Annotated in this window: 17 protein-coding genes; 11 read left to right on the top strand and 6 right to left on the bottom strand. The window is 47.4% G+C overall.

Annotation, left to right across the window (positions count from 1 at the left end; translation table 11 throughout):
• The first annotated feature begins 47 nt into the window (after positions 1-47).
• Complete coding sequence (locus tag HGH90_RS06910; protein ID WP_168762369.1) at positions 48-413, top strand: winged helix-turn-helix transcriptional regulator; 366 nt, start codon at positions 48-50, stop codon at positions 411-413.
• A 56-nt stretch (positions 414-469) separates the two neighbouring features.
• Positions 470-1,174 (top strand): hypothetical protein, encoded by a 705-nt coding sequence (locus HGH90_RS06905; RefSeq protein WP_211092861.1) that lies wholly within the window; start codon positions 470-472, stop codon positions 1,172-1,174.
• 127 nt (positions 1,175-1,301) lie between these two features.
• Here the strand turns inward: HGH90_RS06905 and HGH90_RS06900 are convergent, their stop codons facing one another.
• From HGH90_RS06900 to HGH90_RS06890, 3 genes are read right to left on the bottom strand one after another with little or no spacing between them, the layout of a single operon-like run.
• The gene (locus HGH90_RS06900) at positions 1,302-3,233 is read right to left on the bottom strand and encodes a gamma-glutamyltransferase family protein (RefSeq protein ID WP_168762370.1); all 1,932 of its coding nucleotides are present in this window, start codon (positions 3,231-3,233) and stop codon (positions 1,302-1,304) included.
• Positions 3,234-3,250: 17 nt separating this feature from the next.
• Positions 3,251-3,739: a DinB family protein gene (locus HGH90_RS06895; protein ID WP_169190710.1), complete on the bottom strand. Its 489-nt coding sequence runs from the start codon at positions 3,737-3,739 to the stop codon at positions 3,251-3,253.
• A 9-nt stretch (positions 3,740-3,748) separates the two neighbouring features.
• Entirely contained in the window at positions 3,749-4,159 is a 411-nt protein-coding gene (locus tag HGH90_RS06890) for a Dabb family protein (protein WP_168762372.1), read from the bottom strand.
• Positions 4,160-4,346: 187 nt separating this feature from the next.
• Between HGH90_RS06890 and HGH90_RS06885 the strand changes: the two genes are divergently transcribed.
• The 6 genes from HGH90_RS06885 to HGH90_RS06860 all read left to right on the top strand — a co-directional run bounded on the left by HGH90_RS06885 (position 4,347) and on the right by HGH90_RS06860 (position 10,894).
• Positions 4,347-5,855 carry a sensor histidine kinase gene (locus HGH90_RS06885; RefSeq protein ID WP_247679792.1) on the top strand — a complete coding sequence of 503 codons (1,509 nt, stop codon included), beginning with the start codon at positions 4,347-4,349 and terminating at the stop codon, positions 5,853-5,855.
• Positions 5,856-5,862: 7 nt separating this feature from the next.
• The gene (locus HGH90_RS06880; protein ID WP_168762373.1) at positions 5,863-7,050 is read left to right on the top strand and encodes a DUF4407 domain-containing protein; all 1,188 of its coding nucleotides are present in this window, start codon (positions 5,863-5,865) and stop codon (positions 7,048-7,050) included.
• A 31-nt stretch (positions 7,051-7,081) separates the two neighbouring features.
• Positions 7,082-7,786: a LytR/AlgR family response regulator transcription factor gene (locus HGH90_RS06875; protein ID WP_211172582.1), complete on the top strand. Its 705-nt coding sequence runs from the start codon at positions 7,082-7,084 to the stop codon at positions 7,784-7,786.
• Between the two features lie 43 nt (positions 7,787-7,829).
• Positions 7,830-8,420 (top strand): TetR/AcrR family transcriptional regulator, encoded by a 591-nt coding sequence (locus HGH90_RS06870; RefSeq protein ID WP_169190709.1) that lies wholly within the window; start codon positions 7,830-7,832, stop codon positions 8,418-8,420.
• 38 nt (positions 8,421-8,458) lie between these two features.
• Positions 8,459-9,331, top strand: a complete 873-nt coding sequence (locus tag HGH90_RS06865) for an alpha/beta hydrolase (RefSeq protein WP_169190708.1) — start codon at positions 8,459-8,461, stop codon at positions 9,329-9,331.
• A gap of 531 nt (positions 9,332-9,862) precedes the next feature.
• Positions 9,863-10,894 carry a sugar phosphate isomerase/epimerase family protein gene (locus tag HGH90_RS06860; RefSeq protein WP_168762382.1) on the top strand — a complete coding sequence of 344 codons (1,032 nt, stop codon included), beginning with the start codon at positions 9,863-9,865 and terminating at the stop codon, positions 10,892-10,894.
• Positions 10,895-11,012: 118 nt separating this feature from the next.
• Here the strand turns inward: HGH90_RS06860 and HGH90_RS06855 are convergent, their stop codons facing one another.
• On the bottom strand, positions 11,013-11,810 hold the full coding sequence (locus tag HGH90_RS06855; RefSeq protein WP_169190707.1) for a FecR family protein: 798 nt from the start codon (positions 11,808-11,810) through the stop codon (positions 11,013-11,015).
• Between the two features lie 182 nt (positions 11,811-11,992).
• Between HGH90_RS06855 and HGH90_RS06850 the strand changes: the two genes are divergently transcribed.
• Positions 11,993-13,174 carry a proline dehydrogenase family protein gene (locus HGH90_RS06850; protein WP_168762384.1) on the top strand — a complete coding sequence of 394 codons (1,182 nt, stop codon included), beginning with the start codon at positions 11,993-11,995 and terminating at the stop codon, positions 13,172-13,174.
• 91 nt (positions 13,175-13,265) lie between these two features.
• On the opposite strand, the gene HGH90_RS06845 is transcribed toward HGH90_RS06850, so the two are convergent.
• A complete protein-coding gene (locus HGH90_RS06845) occupies positions 13,266-14,582 on the bottom strand; it encodes a RagB/SusD family nutrient uptake outer membrane protein (RefSeq protein ID WP_168762385.1) in 1,317 nt (438 codons plus the stop codon).
• Positions 14,583-14,611: 29 nt separating this feature from the next.
• Positions 14,612-17,608, bottom strand: a complete 2,997-nt coding sequence (locus HGH90_RS06840) for a SusC/RagA family TonB-linked outer membrane protein (RefSeq protein ID WP_168762386.1) — start codon at positions 17,606-17,608, stop codon at positions 14,612-14,614.
• Positions 17,609-17,932: 324 nt separating this feature from the next.
• Here HGH90_RS06840 and HGH90_RS06835 point away from each other — a divergent pair, with 324 nt between their 5' ends.
• Both HGH90_RS06835 and HGH90_RS06830 read left to right on the top strand, forming a co-directional pair.
• The gene (locus HGH90_RS06835) at positions 17,933-18,754 is read left to right on the top strand and encodes a thymidylate synthase (protein ID WP_168762387.1); all 822 of its coding nucleotides are present in this window, start codon (positions 17,933-17,935) and stop codon (positions 18,752-18,754) included.
• A gap of 9 nt (positions 18,755-18,763) precedes the next feature.
• Positions 18,764-19,255 carry a dihydrofolate reductase gene (locus tag HGH90_RS06830; RefSeq protein ID WP_168762388.1) on the top strand — a complete coding sequence of 164 codons (492 nt, stop codon included), beginning with the start codon at positions 18,764-18,766 and terminating at the stop codon, positions 19,253-19,255.
• Positions 19,256-19,259: the final 4 nt, after the last annotated feature.

Here is a 19,259-nt window from a genome sequence, read left to right as displayed (position 1 = left end):
TACGGCTAAACGTTGTTATCTTGTAGTGGCTTTTTATACCGTCGTTTATGATTACGCTTCACGATAAAACCTACACCTGTCCCGTAGACGTAACCCTGGGATTCATTGGTGGAAAATGGAAACTGTTAATCCTTTTTCATCTCCACTATTTTACAAAAAGAAGTTATGCAGATATCCGCGATAACCTGCCCGGCGTGTCCGAGAAGATGTTAAGTCAACAGTTGAAAGAACTGGAAAGGGACCGGCTGATAGAAAAAACAGTGTTGTCTGCAAAACCCTACAGGGTTATGTATGAGCTGTCGGCTATGGGTAAATCCCTCGCGCCGCTTTATGAGTTTGCCAGCGAATGGGGTATTACTTACCTAAAAACGCATGGTATCGATTATATACAGGATCAGCATCTGTATAAGTAATCTGCGCTTCCTTTTCTGCCATCTATATGTTATCTTTTATCATTAAAAGCTATGTTATGAAAAAGCTATTCATATGTTTAACCTGGTTGCTGGCATCGCTGAGCGTAGTAAAAGCGCAAGAATCGCCGGTAGGGGCATGGACAGCCACCTCCGGGGATATTACCAGCGTGTTGTTGATAACTCCCTCCTGGTTTACGGTAACGGACTACCGGGCCGCAGACTTTGTAAGCACCTATGGTGGTACCTGGCAACAGGCAGGTAATGGAGAAACAACGGTTGCTATTTCGTTTAATACAGCCAATCCTAACCAGGTGGGACAAGATGCCCGTGTGCCAGTAACGATGGAAAATGGCCAGCTGGTTACCAGCACTGCCGGCGGAGGTAGCCAGCGGTGGACCCGCCTCGATGATGGCAGCGGCCCGCTCGCCGGTAAATGGAAAATTACCGCCCGGGAAAACAACGGGAAAATGAATACTATCCCCGATGGCCCCCGCCAAACATTCAAGATCCTTACGGGTACCCGCTTTCAATGGGTGGCAGTGAACTTATCTACTGGCGAATTCTTCGGAACAGGAGGAGGTACCTATACATTTGATAATGGTACTTACACAGAAAAGATCGCCTTCTTTTCCCGCGATAATACCCGGGTTGGAGCAGCGTTGTCTTTTAAAGGCAAAGTAAACGGCAACGAATGGGATCATAGTGGACTGAGTTCCAAAGGAGATCCGATTCATGAAGTGTGGACTAAAACACAAGAATAGATAGAGAGCACAAAGCATAAAGCACAAAGCTATTGAAGCGAATGATCTTTGCGAATATTAAAAATCGCATTGGGCATTCGCTTCAATAGCTTTGTGCTTTATGTCTTATGCTTTACGCTTTATTACGTTACCAGCCTATTCCATAATCCTCGCCATGGTTACTGCTCCCGCCCCAAATGCTGCCATGCGCGCGATCTATGTAAATAGCGTTTACAGGACCGCTGGTGCGCTCTCCAAAGCTGAGGTGATACCCCATCTGCTCCAGTGCCTTACGCGTTTTTTCGCTGGTATTATTATTCAGTAATATGCTTCCGGGGCGGGGCTCCCTGTCTTTTATCGTGCTGCCTCCCAGCGATAGCCACAATTGATTGGTATTGAAATTAGCAGCTTCCGTGGCTTGTTGTACCGTCATCCCAAATTCCACTACATTCAGGAAGAACTGTAACAAGTTTTGATCCTGTGTATCGCCACCCTGCACGCCAAAGCAAAGAAACGGCTTACCTTCTTTCAACGCCAGTGAGGGCGTAAGGGTGACCCGTGGACGTTTGCCGGGAGCAATAACGTTGAACGGACATACAGCAGAATCCAACACAAAGCTTTGTGCACGCTGACTCATACCAATGCCTGTTTTCCCTGCAATACAGGCGGGCAGCCATCCGCCACTGGGAGTAATAGATACCACCCATCCGTCTTTATCGGCGGCTTCCACGCTGGTAGTGCCCCGCCATAGCCGGTCCATATAGGCGCTGTCTACTTTGTTGCTGGCGTATACCTGGCTTAGGTCAGCGCCAGTTTGTTGCCACGCGGCATCATGTTTGGGCACAAAGCCTCCCGGTTGCCGCCCGTTGCTGGTATCAGTGAGTTGAGTACGCTCCTGCAGGAAGTGCAGGTAGGGATTGGTTTTACCAATGTAAGGATAAGGGTCGCCGGGACCTGCACCGGCATCATTGTGCGTTCGGTTAATCTGTTGCGCCCTGGCTTTTGCATACTCCTTGCTCAACAACCCCTGGATAGCAGGGTTTTTATTGAAAGCAGGATCGCCGTAATAAAAATCGCGGTCGGCAAAGGTAAGATTCATGGTCTGGTACAGCGTATGGATATATTCGGTGCTGTTATACCCCATGGCTTTCAGGTCAAAATTTTCAAGGATATTGAGACTTTGCAGCAGCATGGGGCCCTGGGTCCATTCCTGTAGTTTATACACGTCTATGCCCTTGTAATTTACATGCAGGGGCGTTTCTTCTATTGGCTTCCATTTGGCCAGGTCTTCCAGGGTGATCAATCCTCCTTGTTCCTGGCAGCCCCTCACAAATTCAGCTGCGATATCGCCTTTATAGAAGCGGTCGTACGCCGCCATGATGGCTTCTTTCCTGCTTTTATGCTGATGTAGGGCGTTTTCTTCGGCTGCTACTAATTTATGGAGGGTGGCCAGCAGGTCTTTCTGCACAAAGATTTCTCCCGCTTCAGGTGCTTCTCTTTTTTCACCGGGGTGGGTCAGGAAGACAGCTTTGCTATAGGGCCATTCTTTGATATATTTTTTACCACGTTCTATGCTGTTGGCGGTTTGTGCTTCTATGGGGTAGCCGGCGGCCATTTCCATAGCTGGCGCCAATACCTGTTTCAGGCTCATGGTGCCATATTCGGCCAGCATATAACAGAGTCCTCCTACGGTGCCGGGTGTTACGGCGGCCAGGGGGCCATATTCCGGTGGAAAGTCGTAGCCTTTACCTTTATAAAAGGCAGGGGTGGCGCCGGTAGGAGCTACGCCCAGGGCGTTGATGGCGATTACTTTGCCTGTTTTCGGATTATAGATCAATGCCTGGGTTTCGCCGCCCCAGCTGAGTACATCCCACATGGTGCAGGTAGCGGCCAGCATGGCGCAGGCGGCATCTACGGCGTTGCCTCGTTGTTGGAAGATTATGGCGCCGGCGGTAGCGGCCAGCGGTTTCCCGGTAACGGCCATCCAGTTTTTGCCATGTAACGGCGGTTTCTGCGTTTGCTGTGCCTGCATACCGGTATAGCTACCCAGCAACAGGGAAAGGACGAGTAAGCGTTTCATGGCGCTAATTTAAAGGATTACGACAGTACTTTTACCGTCACCAGTAGCTGGCCCGTATGCCGCATAGTATGCTCTGCTGCATGAAACAGCAAGCCCAGTACGGTGGAAGGAAGTTGTTTTCGGCCCACGCCCCGGAATTCGGTGAGGGTATTTTCTGGTGTGGCCGACAATTGCAGCAGGGTTTTATGTACCTGTGCATCAAATTGTTCGAGCAAATCGTGCAGGGTGGCGCCGGGAGTACCTTCGGCTTTCAGTGCTGCCAGCTGTGCTTCGCTCAGTGCTTCTGCCCGGGCGTAGGTACAGAGGCGGTCCAATACACCGCTTACATGCTGCAGGTGAAATCCGGGAGAAGCAACACCAGCAGGTCTTTCCCACAACTTTTCTTCGGGGAAGTCCTGCATGAGATGATTAATTTCCAGGTTGGCCTGTAGCAACGCATGTGCTACAGGCTGGAGTAATGCCGGTATATTATCTACCGGCCCACTCATCCAGTATTCTGTTGCCATAGCGTATAATTATACTTCTACTGCATCATATACAATCACTTTTTCCCACAGGTGGCTGCAATTCTTCACAAACTCCAGGTGTACGGGGTGAGTCTGGTAAGTGGCCTGGCCGGCCAGGTCGCTGAAAAATATCAGCTCAGACACTGCCCAGCTGTTGTCTACCACATCTCTTTTTTCCGTACTCGCTACTACGCCTACACGCAGTTCCCGCACGGTTTCAATTTTTGATAATGTTTTTACACCGGCAATCAATTTGTCGCGGTCTTCTTTGGAGTCCGGGTTTTTCAGCCAGAAAAATACATGATGTACAATCGGATAACGTTTTTCCATATTTGCAGAAGGGATTGCTGCAGCGGCGGCTGTGCCGGCGGCCAGCGCGGCTGCGGTTCCTAAAAATTTTCGCCTGTTAGAGGTATTCATACATATAGTGTTGAAGCGATGAAAATAATAAAGATTGGCGATTTATTATAATTATTGCTGTTGGGGCGACACTTATCAGATATCCTTCAAATTTTTCGCATTCACCCCATATTCCGGTACTTTCATCCCATTTTAGGATGGCGGCTACCGGGTAATGGCTAATATTGCGATATAATGCTTTCTCCTTATGAATCAATTTAAAAAATTCGAATTTGGTTTCGTAACGGCGGTGTTCCTGTTACTGCTGTTTTCGCTGTTGTATCCCAGTATCATTTACAATGTATTTGAGCTGCAAAGTATTTATGGGCATAAGTTTGCGCAATATCACCAGGTATTCGACTATTACCTGCATTACCTGTTGCCCGTCATGGGACGGGTAGTACTCGTATATGCGGCGTTTCTGCTGGTGAATTTTATTATCGTGCCGGAATTCTTTGAGCGGGAGAAATGGGTGAAAGGCATGTTGATGCTATTGCCGCTGGCAGTATTCTATTTCCTGATGATGATGGTGGCCGATTCCTATTACCGGGGTTACCTGTTTGGGGTATATGATACTATACAGGGAGCGCATACGCACTTTGCCAAATCTGCTTTTATCACTACCATATTTTCAGGCGTGCTATATGTGATTTATTATTATGTGAGAAGAGTATTGCTGGACCTGTTTTACCCCCGTTATGTAAAGGACCCTGTTTTCCGGCAAATGATGACGGAGATCCTCTGGGCCAGTGGTTTGATCGTAGTACTTTTTTGCCTGTCGTTCAGCGATTCGAGAGACACGGCGTTAATGATATTTTTCTTCGGACCTACGTCTATCGTGGTGTTTTTTGTGCTGCGTTATAAGGTATTCCCTGAATATGCAGCCTCCAATAACCGGGCGCTGATGCTACGGGACGCCATTTTTACCATTCTGGGCAGCAATGTGTTGATGGCGCTGATCTGCCGGGCTGTCGGGCACCGGAATGGCGGCTGGTTTGTGGCCCTGGGCGCCACCGGTATTTTCGTATCCACTGCCATTGTGGCGCCGCTCAGCTGGTTGCTGTTTAAAACCCGGCAACAGCAGGTGGCTACGGTGGTAACGCTGAAAAAGGCACTGGGGCATTCTGCCGCCAACCTCGACTTCCTCCGTTCCCAGATAAATCCCCATTTCCTGTTTAATGCGCTCAACACCCTCTATGGCACCGCTTTACAGGAAGAGGCTGCCCGTACCAGTGAAGGCATACAAAAACTGGGGGATATGATGCGCTTTATGCTACATGATAACCATTTGGAAAAAATACCCCTGGATAAAGAGGTGGCGTATCTCCAGAATTACATAGCTTTACAGCGACTGCGGGTGTTATCTTCTCCTGATATCCTGATCGAGGTAAATATAGATGAAAGTCAGTGCCAGCATGAGATAGCGCCTATGCTACTGATCCCGTTCGTTGAGAATGCCTTTAAACATGGTATTAGTTTAAGACATCGCTCCCGCATTGTTATCTCTCTCAGTTGCACCGCAGAGCAAATATTTTTCGATGTATACAACAGTGTGCATCCACGACCGGAAAATGATCCCGAACGCGAAGGAATGGGCATAGGATTGAATAACGTAAAAGAAAGACTGGCCTTACTATATCCTCACCGGCACGAGCTGAGTATTCGTCATACTGCTACAGAATTTTTTGTCCATCTGACTATTGATGTTAATAAATAATAAGGAGATGAAAAAAGGAGAAGAGGAAGTGACCGCAGCGCCCGATGGCATGACCCGTTTTTTATGGTGGTTGGCTGCTGCCGATGCAGATATATTAAAAGATTGCAGGACGGAGAAAGAACGGTACCGCATTATCGGCATATCCGTGCTCGTTACCTGGATGTTTGCTACCCTGGCCTGGGGATATTTCTTTTCTACCGTGGTAAACGATGATATGATCGTAGCAGGACTGGCCCTGTTTTTTGGCTTCGCTATCTTGTCGGTCGATCGCACCTTGATTGCGGCCATGTCGCGTACCAATGGCAGCATAAAAGTGATGCCGGTCATATTTCGTTTAGTCCTTGCCGTTACCATAGGTTTGTTTATTTCTCAACCGGTGGTATTAATGTTATTTAAAAAAGACATTGATGCGCAGCTGGAGCTGAGTAAGCAGTCTAAACTCGACGCCTACCGGGCGCAACTGGTAAAGCTCAATGCCGGCCAGATGGCTACCCTGCAGCAGTCGCTGGACCAGGGAAAGCAGCAGCTGGCGCAAAAGGCAGCTGAAATGAAGGTGTACAAAGATGGTTATATCAAAGAAACTGATGGTACCGGCGGCTCCGGCAGGATAGGAGAGTCGGACATTGCCCGGGTGAAAAAGTCAGCCTACCTGAAATCAGAAGAAGAACTGGAGACCATGCAGCGCGCCTGGGAGCCACAGCAACAGCAGCTGCAGGCACAGATCGCCCGCATGCACAGTGCAGACAGCACCAAGGAAGTGGTGTACCTGGGTACGCTGACGAATGGCTTCCTGGCACAGGTAGAAGCACTGCAGGAATTAACGGAAACACATCCGCCGGTGAAACAACGATATCGCCTCATTGTATTTATTATAACCCTGATAGAAGTAATGCCTTTACTTAGCAAAATACTGATGCCCAAAGGAGAATATGATGAAAAAGTAGCAGCTGCTACGGCCAATGGCGTCAGCGCTGCGGAGCTGGAAACACAAACCGGCAAAGCATTGCAGGAACATTACCAGGCAGCTGCCCTGGCAGCAGATAAAGAAACAGTGGATCATCTTTTCGAATCTACCCGCGACATCCGCAAAGAAGAAGCGGAAACTCTGGTCAGAGACTGGCGGCAACGCGAGAATCGCCAATATCATCAACTCTGGCAACAAGCCAAAAAATTATTACTGGGCCGCATCAGTTAATCCCTATATTGTTTATCCGTAAAATAGCCATATGAAGCTGACTGCTATAGCAATAGATGATGAACCCGTGGCGCTGGCTGTTATTAAAAATCATGCTGCCATGGTGCCTTTCCTGGAGATGAAAGGCTTTTTTACCAACGCATTTGATGCCATCGACTTTTTGAGTAAAGAAAAAGTAGACCTGCTGTTTCTCGATATCAAAATGCCGGATATTTCAGGGCTGGACTTTTTATCCAGCCTCCCCACACCGCCCATGACCGTTTTTACCACCGCCTATTCTGAACATGCGGTGAAAAGTTTTGAGCTGGATGCGATCGATTACCTGCTGAAACCTTTTTCACTGATACGTTTTATGAAAGCCTGCAATAAGGCCCACAGCCTTTTGCAGCTGAAACAACAAACAGGAGCGCCCGCAGTAAAAGAACAGCCGGATTACATTTTCGTGAAAAGCGGTTATGAACAATTCCGTATCGTGCTCGATGATATCCTCTACCTGGAGAGCGCCGGTAACTATGTGAATTTTATCCTCAGCGACCGTAAGCTGATTTCCCGCCTGTCGATGCAGGAGGCGGTAGACCTGCTGCCCATCAATGCTTTTACCCGCGTACATCGTTCTTATATTGTAGCCAACAACAAAATAGAGCGGGCCGACCGGAACGCGCTCTATATCAAAAATGTACCTATTCCCATCGGGGCTGCTTATGCCCCGGCTATTGAGCGTATCTTAAGCCTGTAGATTTTTTTGTTAAATCAAACCGATTGGTCTAATTTTATCTCTCATGGGAAAAGCAGCACTCACCAGGCAGTTCATCATAGAAAAATCGGCGCCTATTTTCAACAGGAAAGGAGTAGCCGGTACTTCGATCAGTGATATTCTGAAGGCCACCAAGCTGGCCAAGGGTGGAGTGTATGGCAATTTTTCCTCCAAAGAGGAAATTGTAATGGCCGTATTTGACTATATGGTGGAAGAAGAGAAACAGCGACTGAAAAACGTGACCGCCACCGCTACTACCTCTGCGGGGAAATTTGAAGCCCTCTTTGCCCATTACGAACGCTTTCCGATGGAGCAAACTGTATCCGGGGGCTGCCCTATGCTCAATTTCGGGGTAGAGGCCGACGATACCAACCCCGGTTTGAGAAAGAAAGTGGGTGAGCTGGTGCTTTACTTTCAGTCGCGCATCGCGAAGATGGTGCAGTATGGAAAGGAGCACGGCGAGTTTCGCGAGGATTGGGATGAGAAAAAATTTGCCATCAGGATGTTTAGCATGCTGGAAGGGGCTATACTGGTGAGCGGGGTGCTGGGGCATAATAAACAAATGTTGGTAGTAATAGACGCTTTACGGGAAGAAATGAAACGTCACATGCTGTGATTTTTTTTATTGCTAAAAATAAACCAATCGGTCTAAAAATGCAACACCAGGTTTTACCATTGTCGCTCCGCATGGCCGGAAAAGTACTTTCCGCCATGAGCCGCCCTTTTCCAGGCGCCACTGCCCGGATATTTTACCGGCTGTACTGCACGCCACCAGCGGGCAAACTCCGGCCCACCCATATGGAACTCCGCAACCAGGCGGTAATGCAGTCCCTACAGGTAAGCAGCTATCCTTTCGATAACACTCCCCTGAAAGTAAATATCTATCGCTGGGGAAATACAGGACCAAAAATTTTATTGCTACACGGATGGGGAGGCAGTCCCCTGCATTTCAAACAGCTCATCACCGCCCTGCTGCAACAGGGCTACCAGGTAGTATCCTACGATGCGCCGGCGCATGGCCTCTCCGGTGGAAAACGTACCAACCTGGTACAATGGATGCATGTGCTCGAACAGGTAATGCAGGAAGAAGCGCCTTTCTACGCGGTAATAGGTCACTCATTTGGCGCCCTCAATGCAGCACTAACCCTCTCCCGAAAAAATGTAGCCGTACCCCGCCTGGTATTACTCAGCACGGCATTGAGCGCCCCGGTTTTCTTCAATGAAGCACTCCGCTTATTCCGCATTCACCCGGTGGTAATGCCCAAACTACAGCAACTGATCCGTACCCGCCTGCGGGAAGACCTCTCCGATATGGATATGCACCGCTACATTAATGGCATTAAAGCAGAAAAGATCTGGCTGGGCTACGATACCACCGACACCCTGGCCCTGGCTACGGAAATAGATGACTACCTGCAACAATACCCTACTATCCAGTCGCTTCGTATTACCGGCGAAGGACATTTCCGGATTATGCGCGATACTAAGGTGCTGAATGGTATCATGACGTTCCTGTCGGCCCCGTGATCTGATATTAAATAGAAATTTTACGATTTGCATGCAGGTATTTTTTCCTTAGCGCGATTTAGTTGGTGCATTCGTAATCTTTACAGACATTCCGGCTCATATACCCAATGCGGGGGTTGCAAAAGAAAACTATAGCACGCGCCAACGCCGGCTTTATCCCTGGCGTAAGCCTTATGTCGCTATTACCATTTATTGCCGACCGGCCGAAACAACTATCACGTATATACGCTGCATGTAAAGCCCGTGGCGTCCGGTATCTCTTTCCTGCCTTCCTTGCCTTATGGAAAGATTGTGTGAAGCTGACGGTAAGCCACTGATACTGCAGGCCATCGCGCAATACAAACCTGGTAACCAGCAGTTGTTTCCCCCGGCACTGCACTGTACCCGCCGCAGTAGTTAGTGTGGCGGCCACTTATAACCTTCCTGCCCAAATGCATTTTAAGTAAGGGATCCTTAAAATTTATTTATTTAGACTTGTTTTCCCTCCTGTAAAACGATATTTTAGAACTGTTAATTTTAAAACCCACGTATATGCGTAATCTAAACAACCGTCGGGAATTCCTGCGTCAAATGGGGTTATATACCATGGGACTGGGCATCTTACCCGCTGTACTGGCAGCTTGCAATGAAGGGAAATCTACTGACAAAAAAGACAAAGACAGCACCGCCGCCAGGGGCGGTGATGCTACCGCTGCCGCCAAAGAACTATTCTTCAAAATTTCCCTGGCAGAATGGTCATTCCACAAGGCATTGTTTGCTGGCAAAATGAACCACCTCGATTTTGCTTCCCGCGCAAAAAATGAATTCGGTATTCAGGGTATTGAATATGTAAACCAGTTTTTCAAAGACAAAGCCAAAGACCAGGCCTACCTCACGGAAATGAAAAAGCGCGCCGACGACCTCGGTGTACGCAGTGTGCTCATTATGTGCGATGGAGAAGGTGAGATGGGGGACCAGGATGTTAAAAAAAGATTACAGGCCGTAGAAAATCACTACAAATGGGTGGAAGCCGCCAAATTCCTGGGCTGTCACGCTATCCGGGTAAATGCGGCCGGGGAAGGCGATCCGCAAGAAGTAGCCAAAAGGGCAGCCGAATCTCTCACTAAACTGGCCACCTTCGGAAAGGAACACGATATCAATGTAATTGTGGAAAACCATGGTGGCAACTCTTCCAATGGTAAATGGCTGGGCGGCATCATGAAAACCGTTAACATGCCCAACTGCGGCACCCTGCCCGATCTGGGTAATTTCTGTATCAAGAGAAGTAAACCTGAAAACAATACCCCCGAAGCCTGGGCTAAAACCACCTGCCTGGAAGAATACGACCGCTACCAGGGAGTACAGGAACTGATACCCTTTGCAAAAGGCGTAAGCGCTAAAACCTACGACTTCGATGCCACAGGCAATGAAACTACGATCGACTACAAACGCATCTTGTCTATCGTAAAAAATGCAGGGTTTACCGGCTTTATAGGTATTGAGTATGAAGGAGAAAAGCTAGCAGAAGAAGAGGGTATCCGGAAAACAAAAGAGCTGCTCCTGAAAGTAGGAGCAACGGTATAAGCAAAACGCTGAAAGCGTAAAGCAAAAAGTTATCTTACCGGATCATTAGCGCAGCTAATTATTCGCTATAGTCATTCGCTAAAATAACTTTTTGCTTTACGCTTTTTGCTTTCAGCTTTTAGAAGGTAATGGTGGCCTTGTTATCACTGATCTTATATTTGAAATGCTGTTGTTCGCCTAGATTATGCAGTACCTCATCCAGGGTAGCATGAAAAAAGCGGGCATTGGTGATCACCGGCGCTTTGGACGCATCTCCCTTCATTTCCACTTCTACCCCAAACCAATCTTCCAGCACCCTTGAAATAGCCATGGGATTGGCGTTTGTGATAGTTAGTGTGTCCGATAACCAGGTTTCGAGTTCTTCCGGATGATAAGTTTCCTTTTCCATCAGGTCTATTTCATTATTAGCCAGGATCATTTGTCCCCGCTCCAGTACCTCCGGTTGATTATCGGTAGGAGAGTGGTAAGATTTGCTTACCCTTATTTTTCCATGAAGCAAGTATACGGTAGCGCCATGTTGACTGGCAAAAGAGCGCATTTTAAAGGCGGTGCCCAATACGGTAGCTCTCAATTTATCGCTGGTAACGGTAAAGGTATCACTGGAGGGCGTTACGTTAAAAAAAGCGTCGCCATCCAGTATCACCGACCGGTTGCCCTGGCTATAGTTTTCCGGTACATCCAGTACCGAGGCGGCGTTCAGGATCACCTGGGAACTGTCGGGTAGCGTTACCACTGTTCGTTGGCCGGTAACGCCTTTATGGGTAGTGTATTTAATGCCCGGTGTTTGAAGAGTGGCGTTGTTGTGGACCGGCGCGGCCGGTTTACAGCTGCTGAATGTTATTCCCCCCATAAGCAACAGGACAAGCATAGGTTTCCAGGGCGATGTACAGGAGATAGTATCAGATTTAAATAGCATATTCAGGGAATTTTGTATGTAAGAGAAAAGGCCTAAAATTAGTAAAATAAACAGCGGCAAAAAGGTATGCTTAAACAATTTCTGAGAAGCAATAGACAATATCGGATAACGCTGTTAAAAAGATATGCTGATATTATAATGATTTTTGGCTGGAAGCTATACGCACCCTAACTTTGCGGCCCATGGAAAAGCAGCTATCTTTATCTTTTGATAATACGGCTATTGCATTTGAGGCAAAGACCGACCACGCACTGAAAAAAGCCAATTTTCTCTTTAGTAATATCGGGAAGCCCTGGTTGGTAAAATTCGGTTCTGTGATGACTCCCATCGCCTTTAAACTGAGATTACCCATTAAAGGCATCATCAAAAACACCATCTTTTCACAATTTTGTGGCGGAGAAAGCCTTGAGGAAGCGGCCACAACAGCTTTGCAGCTGGGCAACTACCACGTTGGCGTAGTACTGGATTATGGTGTAGAAGCGATGGAGGGGGAAGACAGTTACGACGCTGCAGTACCCGAATTTATCCGTGCCATTCAATATGCTGCTTCCAGGCCGGATATCCCTTTTATCGCGATCAAAGTAACCGGTTTTGCCAGGTTCGAGCTGCTGGAGAAGGTACACCGCAAGGAGGCATTAACCAGCGCAGAACAGGAAGAATATACCCGCGTTCGCGGCCGTGTGCGCGCCATTGCAGAAGCCGGCGCCAAACATAATGTAGCCATCCTGATAGATGCGGAAGAGTCCTGGATTCAAGGACCGGTAGATGAACTTACTGATGAAATGATGGCCTTGTTTAACAAAGACAAAGTCATTATATACAATACTTTCCAGATGTATTGCCACGATCGTTATGCTTTCTTGCAGGTATCGCTGGCAAAAGCACAGGAAAAAGGTTACCTGCTGGGCGCCAAACTGGTACGGGGCGCCTACATGGAAAAAGAAAATAAACGCGCCGCGGAAAATAATTACCCCACTCCCATCCAACCCAGCAAAGCCGCTACAGATAAGGACTACGATGCTGCCGTCAAATTTTGTATCGATAACATCGATAAACTGGCGGTATTTATCGGTACCCACAACGAAAACAGCTGCATGCTGGCAGCACGTATGCTCGATCAGAAAGGGATACCCCATAACCATTCCCATGTAAGCTTTTCACAGCTGCTGGGCATGAGCGATAATATCACCTTTAACCTCGCACACGCCGGCTATAACGTCACCAAATACCTGCCCTATGGCCCGGTAAAAGATGTAATGCCTTACCTGCTCCGCAGGGCCCAGGAAAACACGTCCATTGCCGGACAAATGGGCCGTGAGCTGGGATTGATCAGGAAAGAAATGAAGCGCAGGGGATTGAATTAAGCATAAAGCGTAAAGCTATTGTAGCGAATGATCAGCGGGTATAAATCCCATTGATCATTCGCTACAATAGCTTTATGCTTTACGCTCTACATCATTGATTACTTTCATTCTGTGGCAGCGGATACCTCGCCCATACGTCATCACCGGCGCGGTCGATAGGAAGCTGACTTAGCCGGCCATATCTTCTCATATCAATCCAACGGTGCCCTTCCATGAAAAGGGAGTAACGCCGATTGTACAGCAGTTCATTAATCAACGCATTGAAGGTGACGGCGCCTGCATACGGAGTCAGGTTATGAGATACCCGTATCCTGTTCAGCGCTACAATGGCATCAGGGAAACTACCCGTCTGGATCTTGGCTTCTGCGTAAATTAAGATCAACTCTTCATTACGGATAATGGTAACAGGAGCGTTCAGGGAGCTCCAGAGAATCACATCACGATTACCGGTTAATCCGCTCTGGCTGGCGGATGAATTACGCAACGCTGTTTTGGTTGATACCCGGTCATCGGTTGGCAAGGCATCAGTAACAAAGGCAGGATGTGCTACTCTTACTTCTCCGTTACCATTTGGTGGCAGATATAATGTATTAGCGATATCGCCTCCATTGGTGGAAAAGGTATGATATACGCCATCATTTAATGGACCGTTCAGGTTGAAGAAGGACTCATTCAATGCCGTCAGCGCAGCCGTCCAGTTTTTGCGATAAGTATAAATCCTGGCGGCAATGGCCCGGTTGAATTTTAACAACCCAGCAGCATTGCTGTAGTTGCCAAAACCGGATAAGGGAAATATGACTTCAGCACCTGTCAGGTCTGCTTTGCCATCATCCAGGAATTTCAGTGCCGCATCCATCACTGCTCCGGGATCGGTAATAATCGAACCTATTGGTGAGCCATTGGGCTGCGGTATGCGGGCGCCATTGGAATCTGTCATGTTAATATTCAACAAAAGCTGATAGCCGATAATGGTTTTGGCAAAACCTGTAAAGGCCTTCTTTTGGGCATCTGTAGCTACAGCACTTCTGGTATTCTTGACGGCATCCAGCAGAATAAAGCACTGCCGCATTACCTGGTAACGGGAATTCCAGGGATTGGTGAGATAAAAGGTATTGTTGTCCAGCACTTTTGTACCAGCACCAAGTAAGTCGGTTGTATAACGAGGTTCTGCCCCAGAGAAGCGATAGATTTCCCGGCCAATAACGCCCAAACCATCCAGGTAAACGGCCATGTTAAAACGCATACCGGATTCGGCTCCGGTCACCAGGTTAAACAGATCACTTTTGGAAGGGTCGGCCGTAATCCCCGCCACCACTGGCGTATTTAAGCTGTTGATTTCTCCCTTCTGACAAGCCGCAAAGCCCAGCAGAAAAAAGAATATCGAAATAATGGAAATATGTTTTTTCATATACTATGATTTTAACAGACAGATAATGATCAGAAATCTATACCAACATGGAAACTGGCTCTCTTGGAAGCAGGGTATGGCGTTACGTCTACACCTGTTGATAACCCGTTGCTACCACGGCTTTGAGAGGTGGTAATGGTGTTGCTTCCAAAATTGGATACTTCGGGATCATATCCTTTGTATCTCGTCCAGGTAAAGAAGTTGTTCGCAGAAATACCTACGCGAATCGATTTGATCTTCTCTGTATTTTTTAATGGGATACTATAGTAAAGGCCTATCTCGCGGATACGCACGTACGAAGCATCCTGTACATAAATGGAGGCGTCGCCTGCATTCTGACGGTAAAGACCCGCCTTCATTCCGTTGATAACATCATCGTAGTCAACAGTAGTAGAGCCCAGGTCAGTCAGCAGCTCAGTGAGATTAATATTATCTCCGCCTTTCTTCCAGTGAATCAGGAAACGGAGGGAGAAGTTCTTAAAGATGGTGAGCTCATTGGAGAAACTCGCCTGGAATTTAGGCTCTGCGTCGCCCAGGAGTTTTAACTGCCCTCCTACATTACCTTTGATCTGTGTGGCAGGTCTACCCTGTTCCAGGTAGAAAGTACCCAGTGAGTTACCAAATGCACCTATCGCAAAAGGAGGTATAATCAATCGCGTTACCTTCGACCGATTACGCCACCAGTTAAGGTTACTGGTCCACTTGAAATTAGGCGTATTCACCGGTATCACGGTAAGCCCGAGTTCTATACCCTGGTTTTTAAGGTCGCCACTGTTTTTCCATTCGGTGGAAAAACCGGTAGAACCGGGAAGGTTGTGCCGCAGCAACACATCAGTAATGGTTTTGTCGTAGTAGGTAGCTTCCAGGCTGATACGGCCTTTTAGTACACTGATATCCAGACCGGTTTCAAATTCAGCCTGTCTTTCCGGTTTGATCTGGGCATTTCCCTGCAGGTTATCCACCAGTACGCCCGGAAGCCCGCCAATATTGCTTCCCAACATGGCGGTAAACTTACTACCATAAGGAGGTACGTTACCGGATTGACCATACGCAGCCCGTACTTTCAGGTTGTCGATGGCATTTACTTTCCAGAATTTCATTTTAGTAAGATTCCATGACACCGCTCCTTTAGGGAAGACGTAGTATTTTTTAAAGTCACCGTTGTTGGTGGATCTGTCGAAACGCACACCACCACTAATGGTAAATGCATCTATCAGCGTCAATTCTTCCTGTACGAAGAAACCATTATCGCGGTATTTCTGGCGGAATTGCCGGGTGGTGGTGTTACCACTCGCATCCAGGTTGCTCTGCCCTGACACCATGTTGCTGGCGGATGTCACAATATTGTCTATGAAACCCGTTTCCAGCGTGGCACCGGCACTGCTGGTTAAACTGATATTTTCATTAGGAATAAATGTATTTACAAAAAATCCACCCCAGTTAGTATTGGAGCTGTTAGTATTTCCCTGTATAGACTGTCCCAGCAAGCCATTTTCTTCAAATTGCAGATCGCGGGGAAACAAGGCTGCGGTTTTGAAGTTGAAATAGTCCAGACCGCCACGACCCACAAATTTGGTAGTAGAATGTGTGCTTTGCTGGAATTTAATGTCAATATTGGCGCCACCCACAAAACGATTGGTCAGCTCGTTGTTGATGATCTTGTCTCTCGTTTCCAGCGGATTGGAAGCTGCAAAGGGGTTACGGGGATATTCGCCCAGCGCATTGGGGTGCAGGTCTATGAAATCCGGTGTGGAAGAAAGTGCCACACCAAAAGTAACACCATTATTATCGTTGTTGGTAAGCCCTCTGTCGGACGAAGAACCAATATAGTTGGTAGTAACGCCGAGGGATATACGATCGTTTATCTTATGATCTACATTCAGGCGCAAGGCATTGTTGAAATAGCCGGTACCTTTGATAATACCTTGTTCCTGCCGGCGATTGCCTGAAAGGTAAAAGGTGGTTTTATCTCCTCCGCCACTCACCGACACATTGGTGTTCAGCAAAAGTCCGGTTTGTCCGTACATTTCTTTTTCATAATCATAAATTTTTCCTGCGCTTTTTGCGGCGTTAAACTGTGCTTTTAATGCGGCGCGGTTAGCCTGCACAGTAGGATCGGGATTGTCGGCAGTACCGGCCAGGTCTGCAGCTGTTTCAGGAGTAAAGGTGCGTACTCCCAGCAGATGCCGTTCTTTCACGAAACCTGTTTCCTGGTTTATACTGATTTTGGTTTTTCCTGATTTCCCTTTTTTTGTGGTGATGATAACTACGCCGGCAGCTGCTTTCGCGCCATACAACGCGGAGGCAGAGGCGCCTTTCAGGATCTCTATATTTTCAATATCTTCAGGATTGAGATCAGCAATACGGCTGGAGGGGTTATCCTGGTTGTTTGGGTTACCGGCAGTAGCTGCCCCGGTTACATCATTGAGTCCTGCAGGAATACTGGCGCTGTTGAAGAAAACGCCGTCTACCACATACAGTGGCTGTGAATTACCGAATACGGAAGTAATACCACGCATTTTTACAGAGATACCGCCACCGGGAGCGCCCGAGTTGGCAGTGATCAATGCACCGGGTATTTTACCACTCAGTGCAGCATCGAAGGTTTGTGCAGGCGCTACACCAGTTAATTCTTTACCAGAAATAGTAGCTACCGCATTCGCAAGGTTGGCACGCTTTACATTCGTAGCCAAACCGGTTACTACAATTTCTTCGAGACGAGCAAAGTCTTCTTCCATAGAAATATTAACTACAGATTGGTCAGCTTTGATCGGGATGGTTTGGCTTTTATAGCCAGTATAGCTGACCAGTAAACTGGTTGTGCCGGCTGGTACCACCAACGTATAATTACCGCTGGCGTCTGAAATGGTGCCTTTATTACTATTGGGTACCCGCACGGTTACACCGGGAATAGGTTTACCACTAACGGCATCCCTTGTTTTTCCGGTGATATTTTGTTGGGCAAATAATGCCAGGGTACTGCAAAGACAAAGCAGTACCAGCAAGCCTGATTTTGGTAGAAGCATAGCTTGTTTGGTTTATAAAATGATGATAGTGATGAAATAGGTTATCTTATCATAGAGCTGATAACAGATTTAATAATGAAGTAAATAGTAATTCCTGATTTTGGTTGCTAATAATAGCTGATTTTGTTGCCTTGGTTATGCAGTGAAGTGGCCATGGTCATTGAGGTTTTCCGCACATACTTCCTGCAAGTTTCTCATTAAGCCAGTCTCAGTAAGTCGAATACTAAGCAACAAAATTTACGTGATTTATACGTATCTACCGTTTTTTTCTTTGACTGGAATACATTATATTTTTCATCAGTAAACTTTGTAAATTGCAGCCTTATGGATCAGTATTTATCATTATTACAACATATTATCCGGGAAGGCGCCGTGAAAACTGACCGCACCGGAACAGGAACCACCAGTTGCTTCGGTTACCAGATGCGTTTCAATTTACAGGAAGGCTTTCCGTTAGTAACTACCAAAAAATTACATCTAAAATCAATTATATACGAGCTGCTCTGGTTTTTGAAAGGCGATACCAATATTGCCTGGTTGAAAGAGCATGGCGTAAGTATCTGGGACGAATGGGCCGATAAAAACGGCGACCTGGGCCCTGTTTACGGCAAACAATGGCGCAGCTGGGAAGCCCCCAACGGGAAAGTGATCGACCAGATCACAGAAGCGGTCAATACCATTAAAAACAACCCTGATTCCCGCCGTATTATCGTCAACGCCTGGAACGTGGGAGAGTTGCCTGAAATGGCTCTCAGCCCCTGTCATTGCCTGTTCCAGTTTTATGTAACCCCGGCAGATAAGGAAAAAGGAGAAACCCGTGGAAAACTGAGCTGCCAACTTTACCAGCGCAGCGCCGATGTATTCCTGGGCGTACCATTCAATATCGCTTCCTACGCCCTGCTGACCATGATGATGGCACAGGTATGCGACCTGGATGCCGGCGACTTTATACACACCTTCGGTGATGTACACCTGTATAGCAACCATATGGAACAGGCGCAACTGCAACTGAGCAGGCAGCCGTTCCCGCTGCCGGTCATGAAAATCAACCCGGAAGTAAAAGATATCTTCTCTTTTACCTTCGAAGATTTCGAGTTACAGCACTATCAGTTTCATCCGGCTATTAAAGCTCCGGTAGCTATATAACCTTTGCATATGCGCATTTCCATCATCGTAGCAGCGTCAGAAAATAATGCTATTGGTATCAATAACATGTTGCCCTGGCGCCTGCCTACTGATCTCAAATATTTTAAGGCTACTACACTGGGTAAACCCATTGTAATGGGACGCAAAACTTTCGACTCACTCGGCAAGCCCCTCCCGGGCCGCCCCAATATTGTTATTACCCGCCAGGCTGATTATCACCCGGAAGGGGTATATGTCGTTAGCTCTATTGAAGAGGGCATTGAAAAAGCCCGCTCTTTCGGAGGCGACGAATTGTTTATCACGGGCGGCTCACAAATCTTCAAACAAGCCTGGGCCAAAGTAGATCGCATCTACCTCACACGCGTATATGCAGTGGTACACGGCGATGCTTTCTTTCCGCAAATAGATGGCGGTGAGTTTGAACTGATAAGCGATGAACGCCACGAAGAAGATGAGAAAAACCAATATCCTTTCTCTTTCCAGGTATGGGAAAGAATATAGGAAT

Source organism: Chitinophaga sp. Ak27 (genome assembly GCF_012726295.1).
In the GTDB taxonomy this organism is placed as follows: domain Bacteria; phylum Bacteroidota; class Bacteroidia; order Chitinophagales; family Chitinophagaceae; genus Chitinophaga.
Note: the sequence above shows the minus strand (reverse complement) of the source record. Positions and strands in the feature narration are given on the sequence as shown.

Excerpts from the sequence above, each read along its gene's own strand:
- HGH90_RS06875 (WP_211172582.1), top strand. The coding sequence starts at position 7,082 with ATGAAGCTGACTGCTATAGCAATAGATGATGAACCCGTGGCGCTGGCT.
- HGH90_RS06835 (WP_168762387.1), top strand. The coding sequence starts at position 17,933 with ATGGATCAGTATTTATCATTATTACAACATATTATCCGGGAAGGCGCC.
- HGH90_RS06895 (WP_169190710.1), bottom strand. The coding sequence starts at position 3,739 with ATGGCAACAGAATACTGGATGAGTGGGCCGGTAGATAATATACCGGCA.
- HGH90_RS06850 (WP_168762384.1), top strand. The coding sequence starts at position 11,993 with ATGGAAAAGCAGCTATCTTTATCTTTTGATAATACGGCTATTGCATTT.
- HGH90_RS06860 (WP_168762382.1), top strand. The coding sequence starts at position 9,863 with ATGCGTAATCTAAACAACCGTCGGGAATTCCTGCGTCAAATGGGGTTA.
- HGH90_RS06870 (WP_169190709.1), top strand. The coding sequence starts at position 7,830 with ATGGGAAAAGCAGCACTCACCAGGCAGTTCATCATAGAAAAATCGGCG.
- HGH90_RS06840 (WP_168762386.1), bottom strand. The coding sequence starts at position 17,608 with ATGCTTCTACCAAAATCAGGCTTGCTGGTACTGCTTTGTCTTTGCAGT.
- HGH90_RS06855 (WP_169190707.1), bottom strand. The coding sequence starts at position 11,810 with ATGCTATTTAAATCTGATACTATCTCCTGTACATCGCCCTGGAAACCT.
- HGH90_RS06865 (WP_169190708.1), top strand. The coding sequence starts at position 8,459 with ATGCAACACCAGGTTTTACCATTGTCGCTCCGCATGGCCGGAAAAGTA.
- HGH90_RS06845 (WP_168762385.1), bottom strand. The coding sequence starts at position 14,582 with ATGAAAAAACATATTTCCATTATTTCGATATTCTTTTTTCTGCTGGGC.
- HGH90_RS06880 (WP_168762373.1), top strand. The coding sequence starts at position 5,863 with ATGAAAAAAGGAGAAGAGGAAGTGACCGCAGCGCCCGATGGCATGACC.
- HGH90_RS06830 (WP_168762388.1), top strand. The coding sequence starts at position 18,764 with ATGCGCATTTCCATCATCGTAGCAGCGTCAGAAAATAATGCTATTGGT.
- HGH90_RS06905 (WP_211092861.1), top strand. The coding sequence starts at position 470 with ATGAAAAAGCTATTCATATGTTTAACCTGGTTGCTGGCATCGCTGAGC.
- HGH90_RS06890 (WP_168762372.1), bottom strand. The coding sequence starts at position 4,159 with ATGAATACCTCTAACAGGCGAAAATTTTTAGGAACCGCAGCCGCGCTG.
- HGH90_RS06900 (WP_168762370.1), bottom strand. The coding sequence starts at position 3,233 with ATGAAACGCTTACTCGTCCTTTCCCTGTTGCTGGGTAGCTATACCGGT.
- HGH90_RS06885 (WP_247679792.1), top strand. The coding sequence starts at position 4,347 with ATGAATCAATTTAAAAAATTCGAATTTGGTTTCGTAACGGCGGTGTTC.
- HGH90_RS06910 (WP_168762369.1), top strand. The coding sequence starts at position 48 with ATGATTACGCTTCACGATAAAACCTACACCTGTCCCGTAGACGTAACC.